Consider the following 16,771-nt stretch of genomic DNA (forward strand, 5'->3'; position numbering starts at 1 on the left):
TCAGAAGAGCGGCTTGGCCAGCCGGATCGTCAGGATCCGGCTGGTCACGCCCGAGTCCACCAGGCGGCCGTCGGCGTCGAAGGTGCCGAGGCCGAAGTCGTTGTCGTTGGCCACGGCGAGCGTCACCGGGTCGAGCAGGGCGACGCCCTCGATCTTGCCGGGCAGGCCGGGGATCGCCGCCAGGTCCACGGCCAGGGCCTTGGTGGCGACGGTGACGTTCGACGGCAGCGACGCCTCCAGCGAGGGCGTGGTGGCCGGGTCGTCGTGCCGGCCGCCGAGCAGGTTCGTCGCCCGGCGCAGGTCCACGGTGTAGAGACGGGCCACGGCGTCGGTGCGCTCCTGGAGCAGCAGGCGGCCGGGGCTCAGCACGTTCAGGGCGGAGATCTTCATGTCGCCCTGCTCGGCCGCCGGGTCGAAGCCGGCCACGTTCTCCATCGTGTAGGCCCACTCGCCGGTCGGGCGGCCGGTACGCAGGTCCACCCGCAGGATGCGGGCCGTGCTCGACGCCTTGCCGGTCTTCTTGTCGGGGTTGGCGAGCGGGCTCTGCACGGCCAGGTACAGGGCGCGCTCGGCCTGCGAGACGCCGAGCGCCTCGATGCCGCGGTTCTGCTGCCGGGTCGCCAGGATCGCGGGCAGCGTCTCGTGGACCGGGTAGCCGGCGCCGGTGAGCTTCAGGCCCTTGGGGACGTACCTGGCCAGGACGCGGCCGTCGCTCGCCACGTGCAGCAGCGAGGGGGAGTACTCGTCCACCAGCCAGAAGCCGCCGCGGCCGTCGGTGACGACGTCCTCGGTGTCCAGGCCGTTCGGGTCGTAGGGGAGCTGCGTCAGGCCGTCCCAGGTGTAGGGGATCTCGTCGTGGCCGGACTGGTTGGACAGGCCGGTGATCGGGGTGCCGTCGGAGGTCTTCAGCGGGATGCTCTCCACGATGCGCGCCGTGTCGTGCCGCACGGCCACGCGGACGATCGCCGGCGCGAACTCCGGCACCGGGAACGTGCGCCGCTTCTCACCGTTGATCTTGGGCTCGCCGTTCGGGCCGCGGTCGGTGACCATCCAGTACTCGCCCGCGCGCCTGGCCGGGAACAGGCCGCTGCCGAGGCCGCCCAGCTTGACGCCGCGGGAGTCCTTGACGATGTCCGGCTCGAAGGCGGCCAGGTCGGGGGCGGGCAGCGTCACGTCGGACAGGACGCGCGGCTGCCGTCCCGAGGCGGCGTCGGCGGGCGCGGCGACGGTGGTGGCGAGGGCCGCGCCGACGGCCAGCATGGCGATGAACGAACGAGACATGACGCTTCCCTTGGCAGCAAATCTACAGATAGGGGTCGAAAGGTATCCGCGCTGGATGTCCTGCCGTTGAAGGGCGCGTGAATTCGTCACACGACATCCCACGAAATTTCACGATGGTCGGTGACATGTCGTACTAGGCGGCCTTCGGGGGGCTTCCTACCGTGAAGCCGTGACCCTCATCCGGCGTACGGCCGTCGCCGCGGCGGCCGCGCTCATCTGCTCGCCGCTGCCGGCGCAGGCCGCCCGCGCCGACGGCGCCTACACCTGCTTCCTCGGCCGGATCGACCACGGCACGATCTCCGGCCAGGACTGCGAGGGCGTCGGCTACCTGAACGTCAACGTCACGATCACGGCCGGCCCCGACCCCGGCAGGTACCTGTGCCGCACGGCCTTCTCCTGGAACGGCTCCCTGTCGGGCGAGGGCTGCACGGGCTGAGCCCGTCCCGGTTCCTTGCCTGCCGGTGAGGTCCCCGGTCCGGCCGTTCCCTTCCCTTCGTTCGGGGCAGGAGGGTGCTCATGACCCATGACCCCTTCGAACCCCCCGGAACCGGGCTCATCACCTCCTGGATCGCGCTCCTCGACAACGCCCGCCACGAGAACCGGGTCATCTCGGTACGCCTGCTGAGCGGCGACTGCTTCACCGGCCACGTCACCCGCCGGGGCGACTCCGTCGTCACCGTCGAGTCCTCGGAGCGGACCTCCGGCGTACGGGAGCACAACCTGGCCATCAGCGCCATCGTGTCGATCACCTTCGAGTCGCCGCCCGCTCCCGGCGGGGCCTCGCCCGCCTGAGCGCCCGCCTGAGCGCCCGCCGGAACGCCCGGCTGTGCGCCGGACGCGCCGGACGCGCCGGCCTGTCGCACGGGAACGCGTCGTCCCGTATCGTCCGCAGCAGCGACCCCGTCCACGTGAGGAATGATCAACATGTCCCACGATGTGGTACGACGCGTTTTCCAGGTGGTCGACTCGTTCGACCCCGACAAGTTCGCCGAGCTGCTGGCCGAGGACGCCACCCTGGTGTTCGGCAACGCCGAGCCCATGGTGGGACGCGACGCCGTCGCCGCCGGCCTGCGGACGTTCTACTCGACCATCGGCGGCCTGCGGCACCGGATCGTCCGGGACTGGCAGGCGGGGGCCGACACGATCGCCGAGACCGAGGTGACGTACCGGCGGCTCGACGGCAAGGACGCCACGGTGGTGGCCGTGTCGATCTGGCGCACCCGGGACGACGGCCTGATCTCGGACTACCGCATCTTCGCCGATCTAGCCCCCGTATACGAGCCGTAGCCCCTGCCCTGTATTCCTGTCGGTATTGTGGACAACTCTCGTGTGCCCGCCGGCGGCCACGTACCGACAGGAGAACCGTCATGCCCACCTACGAGCCGCCCACCCCCACCCCGACCGGTACCCCCGCCCCGAGCCCCACGCCCCCGACCCCCAGCGAGCCCCCGACCCCCAGCCCCACGACCCCGTACCCCACCCCCACCCCGACCTCCACGGCAACCCCGTCACCCACCGCGACCCCGACTCCGACTCCGACTCCGACTCCGACCCCGACCCCGACCCCGACCCCGACCCCGACCCCGACCCCGACTCCGACCCCGACCCCGACCCCGACCCCGACCCCGACCCCGACTCCGACTCCGACCGGGACGCCAACCCCAAGCGGGACACCCACCCCGACCGGGACCGGCAGCCCGACCCCGACCGGGACCCCGACCCCCACCCCGACCACCACCACCCCCAGTGCGACGCCGAGCCCTTCAGGGATGGCTCCGGCCCCGAGCGCCACCCCCTCGACCCCCGCCCCGGCCGCCCCCCAGGGCTCCGGGATGCCGACCACCGAGGTGCACGGCACCGCCTTCACCAAGGCCACCGGCGCCTTCCTCGCCGAGCGCACCGAGTTCGCGACCGACACCCGCCGCATCCTCGACGCCCTCGACGCGCTGGGCGACTTCGCCGGCACCGACGAGACCGCGAACACCTTCAAGAAGAACTACGTGACGGCCCTGGAGAAGGCCGAGACCTACGTCGACGCCCTGCGCGACGTCTATCCGGCGGTGGCCGACCGCCTGGCCGACATGCGGACCAGCTTCGACGTCGCCAACTGGGCCACCATCGCCTCCCTGCCCGAAGTGTCCGACCCGCCCAAGCTCGCCCCCGACGGACAGTTCGCCTGACACCCCTGGAGCCCCCGATGACCACCCCCGAAGACCCCACCCCCTACCTCGACGACGAGATGCGCCGGCTCCTCGGCCAGTTCCAGGCCGACGTCCGCCCGCTGGAGGAGTTGCAGGAGAGCCTCGACGCCGTCCGCGGCCGTGGCGAGGCCGCCGACGGCCAGGTGAGGGCCGAGGTGCTGCCGACCGGCGCGCTCGGCGGCCTGCGCATCGATCCGCGGGCCATGCGACTGGGCGCGGACGCCCTTGCCGAGGCCGTCCTGGCCGCCGCGAACGCCGCCGCCGAGGACCTCGCCGCCCAGATGACCGGCCTGATGACGACCGGTCTGACCCCTTTCGCCGACGAGGTCCGTCGCTTCACCCGGGACTGACGACGTGACCGGCACTCAGTACCGGCGCCACCGCCTGAACTGGTCCTGGCCCGCGGCGACCCCCAGCTTGGCGAGCATCTGCTGCCAGGTCGGCAACAGGCTGACCGGGTCGTCCACGACGTCGCCCGGCCGATTGAGCGCGTTGGCGGTGGTGCTGAAGATGGTGGACCCGGTCAGGAACACGACCGCGTTACGCGCCGCCGGGTTCTTCGGCAGCACGTTCGCGGCCTTGCCGAAGTTGGCCGGGTCCACGTGGTAGAAGACCATGGCCGCCGCGAAGTTCTTCAGCATGTACTCGCCGCGGTCCCCCCAGGAGCCGGTGTCCTCGCCGCGCGCCAGCTTGAGCCCGTCGACGACCGCCTGGTCGAGCACGGTGTAGGCCAGGCTGCCCCCGACGGCGTAGATGAACCGCTTCCCCACGGCGTTCTCGAACATCTTGAGCAGCAGCCGCGCCTGCGACCTGCGCATCGCCCAGTTGATCAGCACCTGGACCTTTTTGTCGATCGCCGGCCAGCAGAAGAACATCAGCAGTTCGATCCACTGGATCATGGCCATCGTGCGCAACGTGTGCTGGGTCCGTTCCAGCAATTCCGCGTAATCCTCGACCGCGTCCGCCAGTCCGCGGATGTAGGCGGAGACGCGCGGCGGATAGGGCGCGATCTCCCGGTTGAAATACGTCCGGAACGCGTCGATGCCCGCGCCGGAATTCGGTGGCAGCCAGACCCGGGCCGCGACCTCCTCCACGTCGTCAAGGCTGGCGTCCACGCGTCCGGCCAGTTGGCGCAACAACTCCGCGGCCGCCCGCGCCTTCGCCGGATCGCCGTCGGGATAGGCCACGCTCAACATCTGCAGAACCACACCGCCCACCCCGACGGCGGAGAACATGAACCCCGCCATCGGCAGCGCCCGGAAAGAAGGACTCATTCGACAACCCCATTCTCCTGATATCGGCAATAATCATAGGATCATCCCACCAATGCTCGTGATTACGCCAGTCCCGGCCGGAACAAAACGACGGAACTGAGCCTTGAACCGGCCCGCAATTGCTCAATGGCCTCAATGCGGCTCATGTTCTGCATCGGAGGTACGGTGACCCCCGAATTCGCTCACATCTCCGCCGGACACCACCCGATCCCGCACTGTCGATGTCCCTGCACGCCGACGCCTATACCGTCCCGAAATGGCACGACATCGACCAGCGGGCCATCTTCGCCCGTTCCTGGCAGTGGCCGTGTCACGTGGAAACGCGCAACACCGGCAGCATGCCCGGCTTCGACCCCTCCACGGTCTGCCTCGACCGGATCCAGGTGGACGAGTACGATCCCGGCGGCTCGGGCCTGTCGGAGCATGCCGTCCACCACTTCCACGGGAGGCCTACCGCCGCCACCTCGAACAACGGTCATAGGACTCACACAGCCCCGACCAGAAGGCCGCTTCCGGATCCGGAGGCGGCCTTCTCCGTATTCGTCTGTCACGCCTGGAACCATCCGGACACCTGCTTGTTGTGACATACCCCTACGGAAGGGACGACCGCGTGGGCCCACCGGACCCCCGGCAGCGCTTCGAGGAGCTCTACACCGAGCACTACGCGACCGTCTCCGGCTATGTGCGGCGGCGCAGCGACGACCCTCACGACGTCGCCGACGTCATCGCCGAGACGTTCACGACCGCCTGGCGGCGGCTCGGCGAGGTGCCGACCGGCGACCGCGCCCGGCTCTGGCTGTACGGCGTGGCCCGGCGCACCCTGGCCAACCACCGCCGCGGCGAGTCCCGCAGGGCGGCCCTCACCACGCGCCTGCGCGCCGAGCTCGCGGAATGGACCGGCCCGGCGGCGGACCACGCGGCGGACCCGGGGGCGGACGCCGTGCCCGAGACCGCCCGCGCGGCCTTCATGCGGCTGTCCGCCGACGACCGGGAGGTGCTCTCGCTCGTCGCCTGGGAGGGGCTCGGCAACGCTGAGCTGGCGCAGGTGCTCGGCTGCTCGCGCCTCGCCGTCCGGCAGCGCCTGCACCGCGCGCGCAAGCGCCTGGCCGTCGAGCTCGCCGCCGACGACCCCGATCTCGCCCGGTACGGCCCGCGGGCCGTCCGTCTCGCCAAGGAGACCTCATGAACCCGCAGCTCGACGACATCGTCAGGAGGCTCGCGCCGCCCGCCGGGCCGGGCCTGACGCCCGGCGCCAGGGAGACGATGTACAAGATCCTGGAGGAGGAGCCCGCCCCGGCCCTGCCCGCGCGCAGGAGGCGGCGCGCCCTGCTCGCGCTGCCGGCCGCGCTGGGCGCCCTCGCGGCGTCGCTGGCCGTCGTCGTCACCCTCGGGCCCGCCTCGGCCTCGGCCCTCGACGTCAAGGACGAGGGGGGCTACTTCGTCATCGAGGTCAAGGACGTTTTCGCCAAGCCGGAGGTGTACCAGCAGCAGCTGCGCGAGGCCGGGCTCGACATCAAGCTGCGGCTGTTGCCCTCCACGCCCAGCAACGTCGGCTCGGTCGCCCCTAGCACGGTGGAACCGGACGGGATCAAGGTGATCGACCGTCAGGAAGGCTGCGAGACGGCAGGCGGCTGCCCGATCAGCATCAAGGTCCGCCGGGACTTCAAGGGCTCTGCCGAGCTCGTCCTCGGCCGGGAGGCGCGTCCCGGTGAGGAATACCAGATCATCACCGGCTTCGACGTGCCCGGCGAGCCCATGCACTGCGCGCCGTACTACAACCGGCCCGTCAGCGAGGTGCGCGCCCTGCTCAAGGACCGGGGGGTGGACATCCAGGCGTTCGACGTCCTCGGTCCCGCCTTCTGGACGAAGGAGGGCAAGGAGACCGAGCCGGTGACCAAGGCGTCGGTCCCGGAGACCATGCACGTCGTCGGCGGCTACCTGACGATGGCCGGCAAGGCGGCAGTCCAGGTCAGCGACTCGGACCTGCCCGCCGACCTCGTGCGCACGCTGAAGGAGAAGGCCGGATGCCCGTGATCCCGAACAAGGCGCTGGCCGCCGTCCTGGTGGCCGCGACGGTCGGCGTCGTGCCCGCGGCCGACCGTCAGGACGACCCTCCGCAGCCCGCGGACGCGGTCCGGCCGGGCGGCGTCACGCTGATCACCGGTGACCGCGTGGTGGTCACCGGCGGCGGATACCGCGTGCAACCGGGGCCGGGCAGGCGGGTGGGGTTCAGCGGCCAGGTCCAGGACGGTCACCTGTACGTGATCCCGTCCGACGCCCGGCCGCTGGTCGCCGCGAACCTGCTCGACCGGCGGCTGTTCGACGTCACCCAACTGCTGGCCTGGCGGTACGGCGACGCCGACCGGCCCGACATCCCGCTGATCGTCCAGTCGTCCCAGGGGACGGCCCCGGCGCTCCGGGGGACCGAGCGGGCCCGGCCGCTCGGCGGGCTCGGGTTGAGCGCGATGAACGTCGTCAAGGCGTCCGCCGGGCGGACCTGGCAGGACCTGGCGGCCGGCGCCCGCTCCCTGACGGCCGGATCCACCAAGCTCTGGCTGGACGGCCGCCGCTCCTACAGTCTCGACCGGAGCGCCGAGCAGATCGGCGCGACCGAAGCCTGGAAGCAGGGAATGACGGGCAAGGGCGTCACGGTGGCCGTCCTGGACAGCGGGTACGACCCCGACCACCCCGACCTGAAAGGCGTGGTCACCCAGGAGAAGAACTTCACCGACGAGCCCGACATCCGCGACAACACCGGGCACGGCACCCACGTCGCCTCGATCATCGCGGGGGCCGACGCGAAGTACCGAGGGATCGCGCCCGGCGCGAAGCTCGCCGTCGCGAAGGCCGGCACCGCCTTCGGGCTGACCGAGTCGGCGATCCTGGCAGGCATGGAGTGGGCCGCCGCCGAGGTCAAGGCCAAGATCGTCGATTTGAGCTTCGGCGCCCCCAACACCCTGGACCTCGACCCGGTCGAGCAGGCGGTGAACACGCTGTCGCAGTGGTACGGCACGCTGTTCGTCGCGGCCTCGGGCAACAAGAGCACCACCGTCGCCAGCCCCGGCAGCGCGGACGCCGCGCTCACCGTCGGCTCCGTCGACCACCAGGACCGCATCGCCGCCTCCTCGGGCAGCGGCCCCCGTGAGGGCGATCACGCCATCAAACCGGACATCACCGCACCCGGAGTAGGGATCGTGGCCGCGAAGGCGGGCGGGACCGGCACCGAGGCGCACGTGGCGATGTCGGGCACCTCCATGGCCGCGCCGCACGTGGCGGGCGCCGCGGCGATCCTCGCCCAGCTTCATCCCGACTGGACCGGGCAACAGCTCAAGGCCGCGCTGACGGGCAGCGCCGCGCCGCTTCCCGGCCTGACGCCTTACCGGCAGGGGGCCAGGCGGGTGGACGTCGTCCGCGCGCTGGCCCAGCAGGTCGTCGCCGTGCCGGAGCGCGTGTGGGCGTACTTCCCCTCCGACGGGACGGGGGAGCGGGTGTCCACCGGGACCGTCACGTACGACAACGTCGGTGACACCCCCGTCGACCTCGACCTGACCGCCGACGGCGAGGTCGTGCGGCTCTCCGCGGGACGTCTCCAGGTGCCCGCCAAGGGGCAGGCGACGGTCACTGTCACGATCGACGCCAAGGACCAGGCGTCCGGCGAGCACCCGGTGACGATCACCGCCAGGTCGGGCGACACGGTGATCCGCACCCTCGCCGGCGCGTACGTCGAGCCCGAGTCCCACAACGTGACCGTCAAGGCGCTCGACCGGGCCGGCCGGCCCGCCGAATCGGGCTTCATCCAGGTGTCGGGCGCCGGCCGCGACGTGCCCCTCGTCGACGGGACGGCCCGGCTCAGGCTGCCCGAGCGCGAGTGGAACCTGTACGCCGAGATCTACGACGCGGGAGACACCCTGGCCCACGCCCGGCTCGATCTCGACCAGGACCGGCAGGTGACCATCGACGCCCGCGACGGCAGGCGAGCCGGCTCCAGCGTGGACGACCCGGACGCCGCGCCGGGTGACGAGCTCGACGTCGAACTGGCCGACGGCGCGTGGTCCTACGGGTTCGCGAGCTGGCCCGCACCGGGCTGGGACACCTACGTCGTCCCGGCACGCGCGCCGGGCCTGCGATTCCTGAGCAGGAACATCTGGAAGAGCAGGACCCGCACGCCGAGCCCGTACGTCTACGACCTGGTGAACACCCACACCGACGGGCTCCCGGACAACCCCTTCTACGCCGCCCGGCGCGTGGACCTGGTCAAGGTGACGGCGACGTACCGGGCCGCGGCCGCGGCGGCGACCGGACTTCCGTACTTCGGTCCGAGGCTCGTCGAGGACAGGCCCGGGATCATGGCCGCCCCCGGGCAGGACGTGGAACTGCCGAGCACCCTCACCCACTACCGGACGCCGGGGCTGGTGTGGGACAGCGGGTTCCAGGTCGGCACGTCCGTCCTGGCCGGCGCCCCGGTCAGGCTGGAGCGGGGGAGCACCACGGAGGTGTGGAACGCCGCCGTGACCGGCCCGTCCGCGCCCGTCGCGACCGGATCGGGTGACGAGCTGAGCGTTCCCGTGGGCGACCTGTTCGCCGACGGCGTCGCCGGCCAGAGGGGCGCCGACGACGCGGCCACCGGCACCGCCACCCTCACCGCCGGCGGCCGGACGCTGGCCGAGACCGGCCTGGCGGGCTGCGCGACGGACCGGCCCAAGGACTGCGTGCTCCATGCCACCCTGCGACCGGAGGCCGCCACATACACCCTGAAGGCGTCGGCCCGCCGCCAGGTGCCCTACTCCGCCCTCTCGACCGCCGTGGAGTCCGTCTGGACGTTCCGCTCCTCCAGGGCGGACGGCCGCCGCCCGCCGTCCCCGGCAGCGGTACGCCTCACCCCCACCACCCTGGACGACCACAACCGCGCCCGTCCGGGCACCCGCACCCCCCTCACCCTGACCCTCGAACCCCCAACCCGCCAGGAGAGCACACGGGTACGCCTTGAAGCCTCCTCCGACGACGGCCGCACCTGGCATCCCGTCCCGGTGACGCGATCCGCCCAGGGCTGGCTGGCGGTGGTCGCCAACCCCCGCACAGCGGGATTCGTCTCCCTGCGCGCGACCGTCACGGACACCCCACCACCGGACTGACCCAGACGATCACCCGCGCGTACGCGGTGCGCTGAACCCGTGCCCGGCCGTCCATCGGGGGAACGGCCGGGCACACCCCTTCAGCAGGACGGGCGGCCGAGCTGTACGACGAGGCAGATCGGACGCTAGGCCGTAGACCTGAACCCATCAGGGGTTCCTCACCTTGCTGAACACTCCGAGGATGACCCAAGAGATCGAAGGATGTGCATGGGGAATCCACTTAAGTCGGCCCCTGTGACTCCGCCCAGTGGAGGATAGGGAACCATGCCTCGTCGATGACAGCTACAAGCTCCTGAACTTAGGGAACCGGCGGCAGACCAAACGCGCCGCCGGTAGCGCTGATCTCCCTAGTCATCGACAAAGACCCTGCGCAGGGCCGGACAGACTCAACCACCCAGATTGGGCCAAGGCGCTCACCCTCTCCTCGGCCTCTAGGCCGTAGTGCAATTGGAAAGAATCTGAGATAGTGATCTATGTCGCGTTCGTCAGGCATGCTTGGCGTTGGATGACGCGATCACGCCTTCAGGCGACCGATCGAAGATCCGTTACTTAATCCGTGCCGGACAAACCGCCCATTTCGCCCAAATGTCCAAGCCTACTTCACGTCCGTCGCGGAATGGGTGGGCTGCCCTGAATGCAATGAAAGAGGGTCGCATGAGCGAATTAGTTCGCTGGGAAATGGATGACGAGTCGGTTGTCATGGAGGTTGCCGGGCAGGATGTGAGCGGTTTCCAGGCCGTTGGGATGGGCGAGGGAGGCGTTCTTGAGGCAAAAGGCCGATTCGAAGAGTCCTTGCGCAATGTGAAGAATGCGGCCACGAAGACTCTCGACGTGTTCCGTGACACCAAGCTCAATCCCGATGGCATCGAGCTCGAATTCGGGGTCAAATTCACTGCCGCTGCTGGAGCGGTCATCGCAAAGGCCTCGAGCGAAGCCCATTTCGTGGTAAAGCTCACCTGGACTCGCCAGGAGAGGTAGTGGGCGTTCCGTGGAATGCTCGGATCGATCGAGCGGGCGGCGCTGCAGTGGGGTCGGGATTCCTTGTCGACAGTCGTCATGTGCTGACCTGTGCTCATGTCGTCCACAACGTACGGGAACCGACGGTCGTCTTTCCGGCCGCTGATCCCGAGAAGCGGTACGTCGCGAGCGTGGTTGCGACAGGGCCTTGGCATCAGCAGGCGGATCGTCGCGGTGACTTCGCCATCCTTGAACTCTCACAACCAGCCCCCGTGCCGCCGGCGCGGTTTGCCGATCCCACTGAGTCATATGAATGGCGAAATAAGAGGCTGTTTTCCTATGGGTTCGCGGCCGGGAAAGTGGACTCCGGTTCCTTCGCTGAACTGCGGATCGACGACCGTCAGGTCATGGCCAGCGAATGGTGTCAGGTCAACGCATGGGACGGTCACGGCCAGTTCCTTGCGAGAGGCTTTAGTGGTGCCGCAGTCTACCTTCCGGACACTAATCATGTGGTCGGCATGGTGACAGACGCGGATTTGGCGCCGGGCCAGCGGGTCGGACGCATGCTTCCCATCTCCAGCCTCCGAAGATACTGGGAGCCGCTCGACGACCTACTGCCCCATCTGTGGTCGGGAGAAATTGGGCCAGGTCCTCGAGCGGAATTACGTCGATGCCTTTCGGGGGCGGCCCTGAGACCCTCTCCCGAAGCGTTGCTGGCTCAGGAGTTTCCGTTTCTTCCGGATCAAGGAGAACCCTCGCTCTGGAGGGCCGTCACTCTGACTGCAGAGGAGATCGACGAGCCTGGCGCCTTGAACCGCTTTCTCTCCCGAATCACCGCCAACTTGGACGACTCGGGAAAGGCTGCAGAGGTGCGTCAGTGGCAGAGTCAATACCTGGGAATGCCGGCAAACGCCACAACTGCTCCCTCGCCGGTGGCCGTCATAATCCGGACGCCCCCCAGCGCGCTGGGGGGCTATCGCCTCGAGTTCTCGATTTGGCGAGCCGACGGCAGCGGACGAACGCTCGCCCTGCCTGATCCCGTCTCCGAGGAAGAGGTCAGAGCGACCGTGGAGCGCGAGATGCCTCGGATGCTGGCAGATGTTGTTGGCGAGGACTTCATTATAGAATTCATGATCCCCCACAATTGGTTCACACGTAAGAAAGTGGAGAGCTGGTTCACCAACGATGACCCGGCTGATCGGATTCAGCTCGGCCTGCTGTATCCGGTGGTGATCCGTGACTTGGAGCGCAGGAGAGGTGGAAGTCAGCGGTGGGATCAGGCCGTCAGGCGCTGGCGTCGGCTCCGAAGCGCCGGCTGTGAATCGCCGGGAATTATGGGATGCCGGGACAAAGCCAAGCTCGGCTGGCTTGCCGACGAAGCACGGACAACCATCATCCATGCTACCTCGCCCACAAATGCAGAGATAGGGAAAGCGCTCAAGTTCGGTATTCCCATCATGGTGTGGCCGCGCTACTCATGCCGGGCAGAGCATCATGATTCCTGTGCAGGGGAGAGGTTCCTGTCCGAGGTTTCGACGATTATAGAGAAGTCGACACCCGATCAGCTTCCCGCGCGTATCAGAGACCTGCGTAGAGCCGGGATGGACACCAAGCCCCTCCAGAGAATAGCGTTGTTCTGGGACGATCCGACTCGCATGCCCGATCCGCCACTCGCGGCACCCTCGTGAAAGAGGCGATATGTCTAGATGGTTTATCTACACAGGGTCGGGTATTTCTCACGACAGAATTGAGCGAGATCTACCGGATCCGCCTCCGTGGCGGGTCTTCAACGGCGGTCCGCCCCTGCCTCATCCAGTGTGGGGGGAGAACGGAGATCACGACGCGACCAGCTATCAATCAGATCCACATGCTGTGGAGCAGGTAAATGCTGCGCTGTTCCTGAGGCGTCCCCTTCTTGTGACTGGCCCGCCTGGCACAGGAAAATCTACGCTAGCCAGTGCAGTGGCGCACGAACTACGTCTCGGGCCCGTATTGCATTGGCCGATCACCAGTCGCGTTACTCTGTCGGATGGTCTGTATCAGTACGACCCCTTGACCCGGCTGTATGCCGCAAGCAGAGAGGAAGCCGCCAGTGGCGCGACCGGTGATGAGCAGATCGGTCGCTATATTCGGCTAGGTCCACTCGGCACAGCTCTCCTCCCCTATTCCCGACCTCGGGTGCTCTTGATCGACGAGATCGACAAAAGCGACATGGATCTTCCCAACGACTTGTTGACGATTTTCGAAAAAGGCTATTTCGAGATTCCGGAACTGCAGCGCCATACGTCGTTGTCGGCTGAGGTGATGACAGCCGACGGAGGCCAACCTGTGACCGTCTCGGAGGGGATAGTGCGGTGCCGAGCTTTTCCGTTGGTCATCATGACGAGCAACGGCGAACGTGAGTTTCCGCCTGCTTTTCTGCGCCGATGCGTGACGCTCCGCCTGCATCAACCGACCGGGCAGAAACTGCAGCGAATCGTGGCAGCGCATCTCGGACCCGATCTGCTGGCCGACAGTAATGACATCATCGAACGTTTCCTTGCGAGAAAGAGCAGCGGCGCTCTGGCAACGGATCAACTGCTCAACGCGGTTTACCTTCTTCACCATGCCGGCCCGGAGGACAGATTGAAACTGGCCGACCGCCTCATGCCCTATCTCGATCGGGATGTCGATGAATCGGATCCCGACGGTGGAATCGAATATTGATCGGCTCTACCGCGCACTGAGCGCGGTAGGGCCGCCGCCGACGCCCGTCGAGCTAGCCGAATGCCTCTGGTTGGCCCGGTTGATGGAGGCGCACGCCCCAATCGCGGAAGAGCGGTCCTCCGGCCGACGGCAACACGACGTGACGGTAGATGAACCGGCGAAAGCCGTGAAACAAGGAGTGCAGCCAGGCCCAACGGAGGAGGAACATAAAGTCTTTTCTCGGGCAACGCCGGATTCGGCCGGTGTAAGTGCGGTGGCGATTCAGATCTCGACTGCACCTATGCTCGAGAACGGTCTGAGGCTTAACCGGGCCTTACGGCCCCTCCGTCAACGCGCACCCGCGAGACGTCGGTGGGTCGTAGATGAGCAAGCTACTGTCGACCGTATCGCGAGGGAATTTCCCCAGCGTCGTTCGCCATGGGTGCCTGTTCTGGCGCCCATGTTGGAACGCCGGTTGGACCTTACTCTAGTGATGGACTTTGGTCATTCCATGGAGTTGTGGCAACCGCTGGGCGAGGAGTTGCGGCAGCTCTTCACGAACCTGGGCGCATTTCGGAACGTGCAGCTCATGCGTCTTGAGGAAGGTCCGCGCGGTATCACGGTCGGGTCGGCGGGCGCGCCGGGTGCTCTGACCGATCCGTCCGGCCGTCGGGTCGTACTCCTGCTGAGTGACTGTTCTGGTCCACATTGGTGGGCCGGGAAAATGTCTTTCGCAGTCCGTAGATGGGCGTCGTATTCCCCTACGGCGATTCTGCAACCTTTGCCTGAACGATTGTGGCATCGGACCGCAATTACGGTGACAGTTCATGAAGCGTATCTGTCTCGTCCCTTCGCCGCAAACTCGTCGCTCCGACTTCAGCCGAAGAGGCGGGGGCCGGAGCGGACGGATGAAATGGTTCCGGTGCCGGTAGTCGGACTGTCTGCGCCTTGGTTCGCCAATTGGGCACAGATGGTGGCCGGCAACGCGAGGCCGATCGGAGTGACGCATTTGGAGGGTCAGTCGACTGTCCTCGATGCGTGGGTCCGGGAGGAGCACGCACAATCCATCGAGGAAAGGCTCCGGCGCTTTCGCGCAGTGGCCTCACCAGAGGCATATTCGCTCGCCGCATACTTGACGACAGCCTCCTTCCCGTCATTGCCAGTGATACGACTCATGCAGAAGGCGCTACTGCCTGGGTCCTCGCCTGCGCATCTCGCCGAGGTCATGCTCAGCGGACTCCTGCGACCGGTCGAAGAGGAAGCAGGATTTTACGCCTTCATTCCCGGAGCCGAGGATGTCCTCCTCAGGGCGATGTCTCGTAGCGGCCGGCGAGCCGCCACTGACGTTCTGCAGGCAGTTTCACGCGAGCTGGCGGCCCGTGCCGGATCAGGCACCCCTTCGCTCCGAGGTTATGTGCCTAGCGCGTCACAGCGCGGCGACCAGGTCCTTAGAACAGCAGGCGATCCATTCGGGCTGATCAGTCCGGAGGCCGCCGGCTTCCATCCTCCGATCTCCAGTGCCGATGTCGGTGCACAGATACACGAGCCCCGCGTGGACCTGAGACTTTACGATCGCTTGGCGGGGGTAATCGACGCTCAGTCACATATCCTCTGGGTCACCTCGCCCACAGGTGCCGTCGTCGAGGACGCGCCCCAGTGGCGCGCCATCACCGGCCAGGGGCTGGAGGAGTACCTCGCCAACGGCTGGCTGGAGGTGGTCCACCCCGAGGAGCGCCAGCAGACCGAGGAGGCCTGGCGCGAGGCGCTGCGCGGCCGCACGATGTTCGAGTGGAACTACCGGGTTCGCACCCGGGCCAGCGGCTACCGCCACTTCGAGGTGCGCGCGGTGCCGATCATCAGGCACGGCAGGGTCGTGGAGTGGGTCGGCGCCAACACCGATGTCACCCAGCAGCGCGAGGCCGAGGAGATGCGCGGCAGGCTGACCGACCAGCTCGGCGCCGCGGCCCTGCGCACCGCCCGGCTCCAGGGGGCCACGGCCCAGCTCGCCGAGGCCCTGACGGTCGAGCAGGTCGTCCAGGTCATCATCGACGTCGGCCGCACCGCCCTGTCCGCTGACCGCTCGACCGTGGCGCTGCTCGACCCTGACCGCGCCGTGCTCGAAGTGATCAGCGACCAGGGCTTCCTGGAAGCATCCAGGAGTACCGGGGACGAGATCCCGCTGTCTCGTTCAAGCGTGATGACCAGGGCAGTTGACAGCCGAAAACCTGTCTTCGCCGAATCGCTCGAATCCTTGAAGGCCCAACTGCTTGATGCAGGCGGCGACGAGGAAAACCTGGCCGACCACCTCCTTCACAACGGCGAGCGGTCCTGGATCGGGCTCCCACTGCTGGCTGCGGGGCGCGCTCTGGGAGCGCTCCGCTTTTCCTTCACCAGGCCACAGAGGATATCCCCGGAGGACGCTGTCTTTTTGGAGGCATTGGCTGGCCAATGCGCGCTGGCGATCGAGCGGGCCACACTGTTCGAGCGCGAGCACCGCACGGCCGAGATGCTTCAACGCAGCTTGCTGCCCGACCGTCTCCCCGTGGTCAAGGGCCTGGTGCTGGCCCAGCGCTTCCGTTCGGGCAGCCGCCACGTCCAGGTCGGCGGCGACTGGTACGACGCATTCGTGCTCCAGGACGGACAGGTTGCGGCCGTTGTCGGCGACGTAATGGGCAAGGGCGTCCCAGCCGCGGCGAGCATGGGCCGCATCCGCAACGCCGTGCGGGCACTGGCGTTGACCAATCCGCCGCCCGCCGCCGTGCTCACCGGCCTAGACCGCGTCTTCGAGGCCACGGAAGAGGAGGATCAAGTCACGACGCTGGCCTACATGGTCATCGAGCCTGTGACCGGCGAGGGCACCCTGGCCTTGGCCGGCCACCCGCCACCTATCCTCATCTCCGCTCAGGGCACGGCCGTCCTGTCTGACGTGGAGGCAGGTACTCCACTGGGCTGGCCCACCAGCCGCAGGCAGTTCCGGTTCAAGGTGCCACCGGGCTCTACCGCTGTGCTCTACTCTGACGGACTCGTTGAGAACAGGAAGCGTGACCTGGATGCCGGACTTGCAGAACTCTGCTCGATCGTCATCGAAGCGCCGCCTGAGGTCCTGAGCAGTCCGCACATGCTGCTGGACTTCCTGGTTGACCGGATGTTGTCTGGATATGAGCCAGACGATGACGTAACCGTGCTTGCGGTTCACGTGCCCGCGTTGACGGCTCCCGCAGAGAGAGCGGATTAGAGAAGA

General features: G+C 67.8%; 15 protein-coding genes and 1 pseudogene. 14 read left to right on the plus strand and 2 right to left on the minus strand.

What is annotated here, in order from left to right:
- Positions 1–1,281 carry an esterase-like activity of phytase family protein gene (locus ACFYUV_RS37895; RefSeq protein ID WP_387677636.1) on the minus strand — a complete coding sequence of 427 codons (1,281 nt, stop codon included), beginning with the start codon at positions 1,279–1,281 and terminating at the stop codon, positions 1–3.
- A gap of 169 nt (positions 1,282–1,450) precedes the next feature.
- On the opposite strand from ACFYUV_RS37895, the gene ACFYUV_RS37900 reads away from it, so the two are divergent.
- The 5 genes from ACFYUV_RS37900 (at position 1,451) to ACFYUV_RS37920 (ending at position 3,832) form a co-directional block, all read left to right on the plus strand.
- Entirely contained in the window at positions 1,451–1,717 is a 267-nt protein-coding gene (locus ACFYUV_RS37900) for a hypothetical protein (protein WP_387677638.1), read from the plus strand.
- A gap of 80 nt (positions 1,718–1,797) precedes the next feature.
- Positions 1,798–2,073 carry a hypothetical protein gene (locus tag ACFYUV_RS37905; protein WP_387677640.1) on the plus strand — a complete coding sequence of 92 codons (276 nt, stop codon included), beginning with the start codon at positions 1,798–1,800 and terminating at the stop codon, positions 2,071–2,073.
- A gap of 132 nt (positions 2,074–2,205) precedes the next feature.
- Complete coding sequence (locus ACFYUV_RS37910; RefSeq protein ID WP_387677642.1) at positions 2,206–2,568, plus strand: nuclear transport factor 2 family protein; 363 nt, start codon at positions 2,206–2,208, stop codon at positions 2,566–2,568.
- A gap of 482 nt (positions 2,569–3,050) precedes the next feature.
- A complete protein-coding gene (locus ACFYUV_RS37915) occupies positions 3,051–3,461 on the plus strand; it encodes a hypothetical protein (RefSeq protein WP_387677644.1) in 411 nt (136 codons plus the stop codon).
- A 17-nt stretch (positions 3,462–3,478) separates the two neighbouring features.
- Positions 3,479–3,832 (plus strand): YbaB/EbfC family nucleoid-associated protein, encoded by a 354-nt coding sequence (locus ACFYUV_RS37920; protein ID WP_387677647.1) that lies wholly within the window; start codon positions 3,479–3,481, stop codon positions 3,830–3,832.
- A gap of 15 nt (positions 3,833–3,847) precedes the next feature.
- Here the strand turns inward: ACFYUV_RS37920 and ACFYUV_RS37925 are convergent, their stop codons facing one another.
- Positions 3,848–4,756 (minus strand): hypothetical protein, encoded by a 909-nt coding sequence (locus tag ACFYUV_RS37925; RefSeq protein ID WP_387677650.1) that lies wholly within the window; start codon positions 4,754–4,756, stop codon positions 3,848–3,850.
- Between the two features lie 221 nt (positions 4,757–4,977).
- On the opposite strand from ACFYUV_RS37925, the gene ACFYUV_RS37930 reads away from it, so the two are divergent.
- From ACFYUV_RS37930 to ACFYUV_RS37970, 9 genes and pseudogenes are all read left to right on the plus strand, one after another.
- On the plus strand, positions 4,978–5,340 hold the full coding sequence (locus tag ACFYUV_RS37930) for a hypothetical protein (protein WP_387677652.1): 363 nt from the start codon (positions 4,978–4,980) through the stop codon (positions 5,338–5,340).
- A 26-nt stretch (positions 5,341–5,366) separates the two neighbouring features.
- A complete protein-coding gene (locus tag ACFYUV_RS37935) occupies positions 5,367–5,942 on the plus strand; it encodes an RNA polymerase sigma factor (protein ID WP_387677655.1) in 576 nt (191 codons plus the stop codon).
- Positions 5,939–6,790, plus strand: a complete 852-nt coding sequence (locus ACFYUV_RS37940; protein WP_387677658.1) for a hypothetical protein — start codon at positions 5,939–5,941, stop codon at positions 6,788–6,790. The genes ACFYUV_RS37935 and ACFYUV_RS37940 overlap by 4 nt, the downstream gene beginning before the upstream one ends.
- Positions 6,781–9,888, plus strand: a complete 3,108-nt coding sequence (locus ACFYUV_RS37945) for a S8 family serine peptidase (RefSeq protein ID WP_387677661.1) — start codon at positions 6,781–6,783, stop codon at positions 9,886–9,888. Before ACFYUV_RS37940 ends, ACFYUV_RS37945 begins: the two co-directional genes overlap by 10 nt.
- Before the next feature lie 654 nt (positions 9,889–10,542).
- Positions 10,543–10,866, plus strand: a complete 324-nt coding sequence (locus ACFYUV_RS37950) for a CU044_2847 family protein (RefSeq protein ID WP_387677663.1) — start codon at positions 10,543–10,545, stop codon at positions 10,864–10,866.
- Positions 10,866–12,533, plus strand: coding sequence for a trypsin-like peptidase domain-containing protein (locus ACFYUV_RS37955; protein ID WP_387677666.1), 1,668 nt, complete (start codon positions 10,866–10,868; stop codon positions 12,531–12,533). The genes ACFYUV_RS37950 and ACFYUV_RS37955 overlap by 1 nt, the downstream gene beginning before the upstream one ends.
- Before the next feature lie 10 nt (positions 12,534–12,543).
- Positions 12,544–13,551 carry an AAA family ATPase gene (locus ACFYUV_RS37960; RefSeq protein ID WP_387677669.1) on the plus strand — a complete coding sequence of 336 codons (1,008 nt, stop codon included), beginning with the start codon at positions 12,544–12,546 and terminating at the stop codon, positions 13,549–13,551.
- Positions 13,517–14,905, plus strand: a pseudogene (locus ACFYUV_RS37965) (SAV_2336 N-terminal domain-related protein); the annotation flags it as partial. The gene ACFYUV_RS37960 and the pseudogene ACFYUV_RS37965, both read left to right, overlap by 35 nt.
- Positions 14,906–15,082: 177 nt before the next feature.
- Complete coding sequence (locus ACFYUV_RS37970) at positions 15,083–16,765, plus strand: SpoIIE family protein phosphatase (RefSeq protein WP_387678340.1); 1,683 nt, start codon at positions 15,083–15,085, stop codon at positions 16,763–16,765.
- The last annotated feature ends 6 nt before the right edge of the window (positions 16,766–16,771 follow it).

Origin of the sequence: Nonomuraea sp. NPDC003560, from assembly GCF_042878785.1 — a bacterium.
GTDB lineage: Bacteria > Actinomycetota > Actinomycetes > Streptosporangiales > Streptosporangiaceae > Nonomuraea.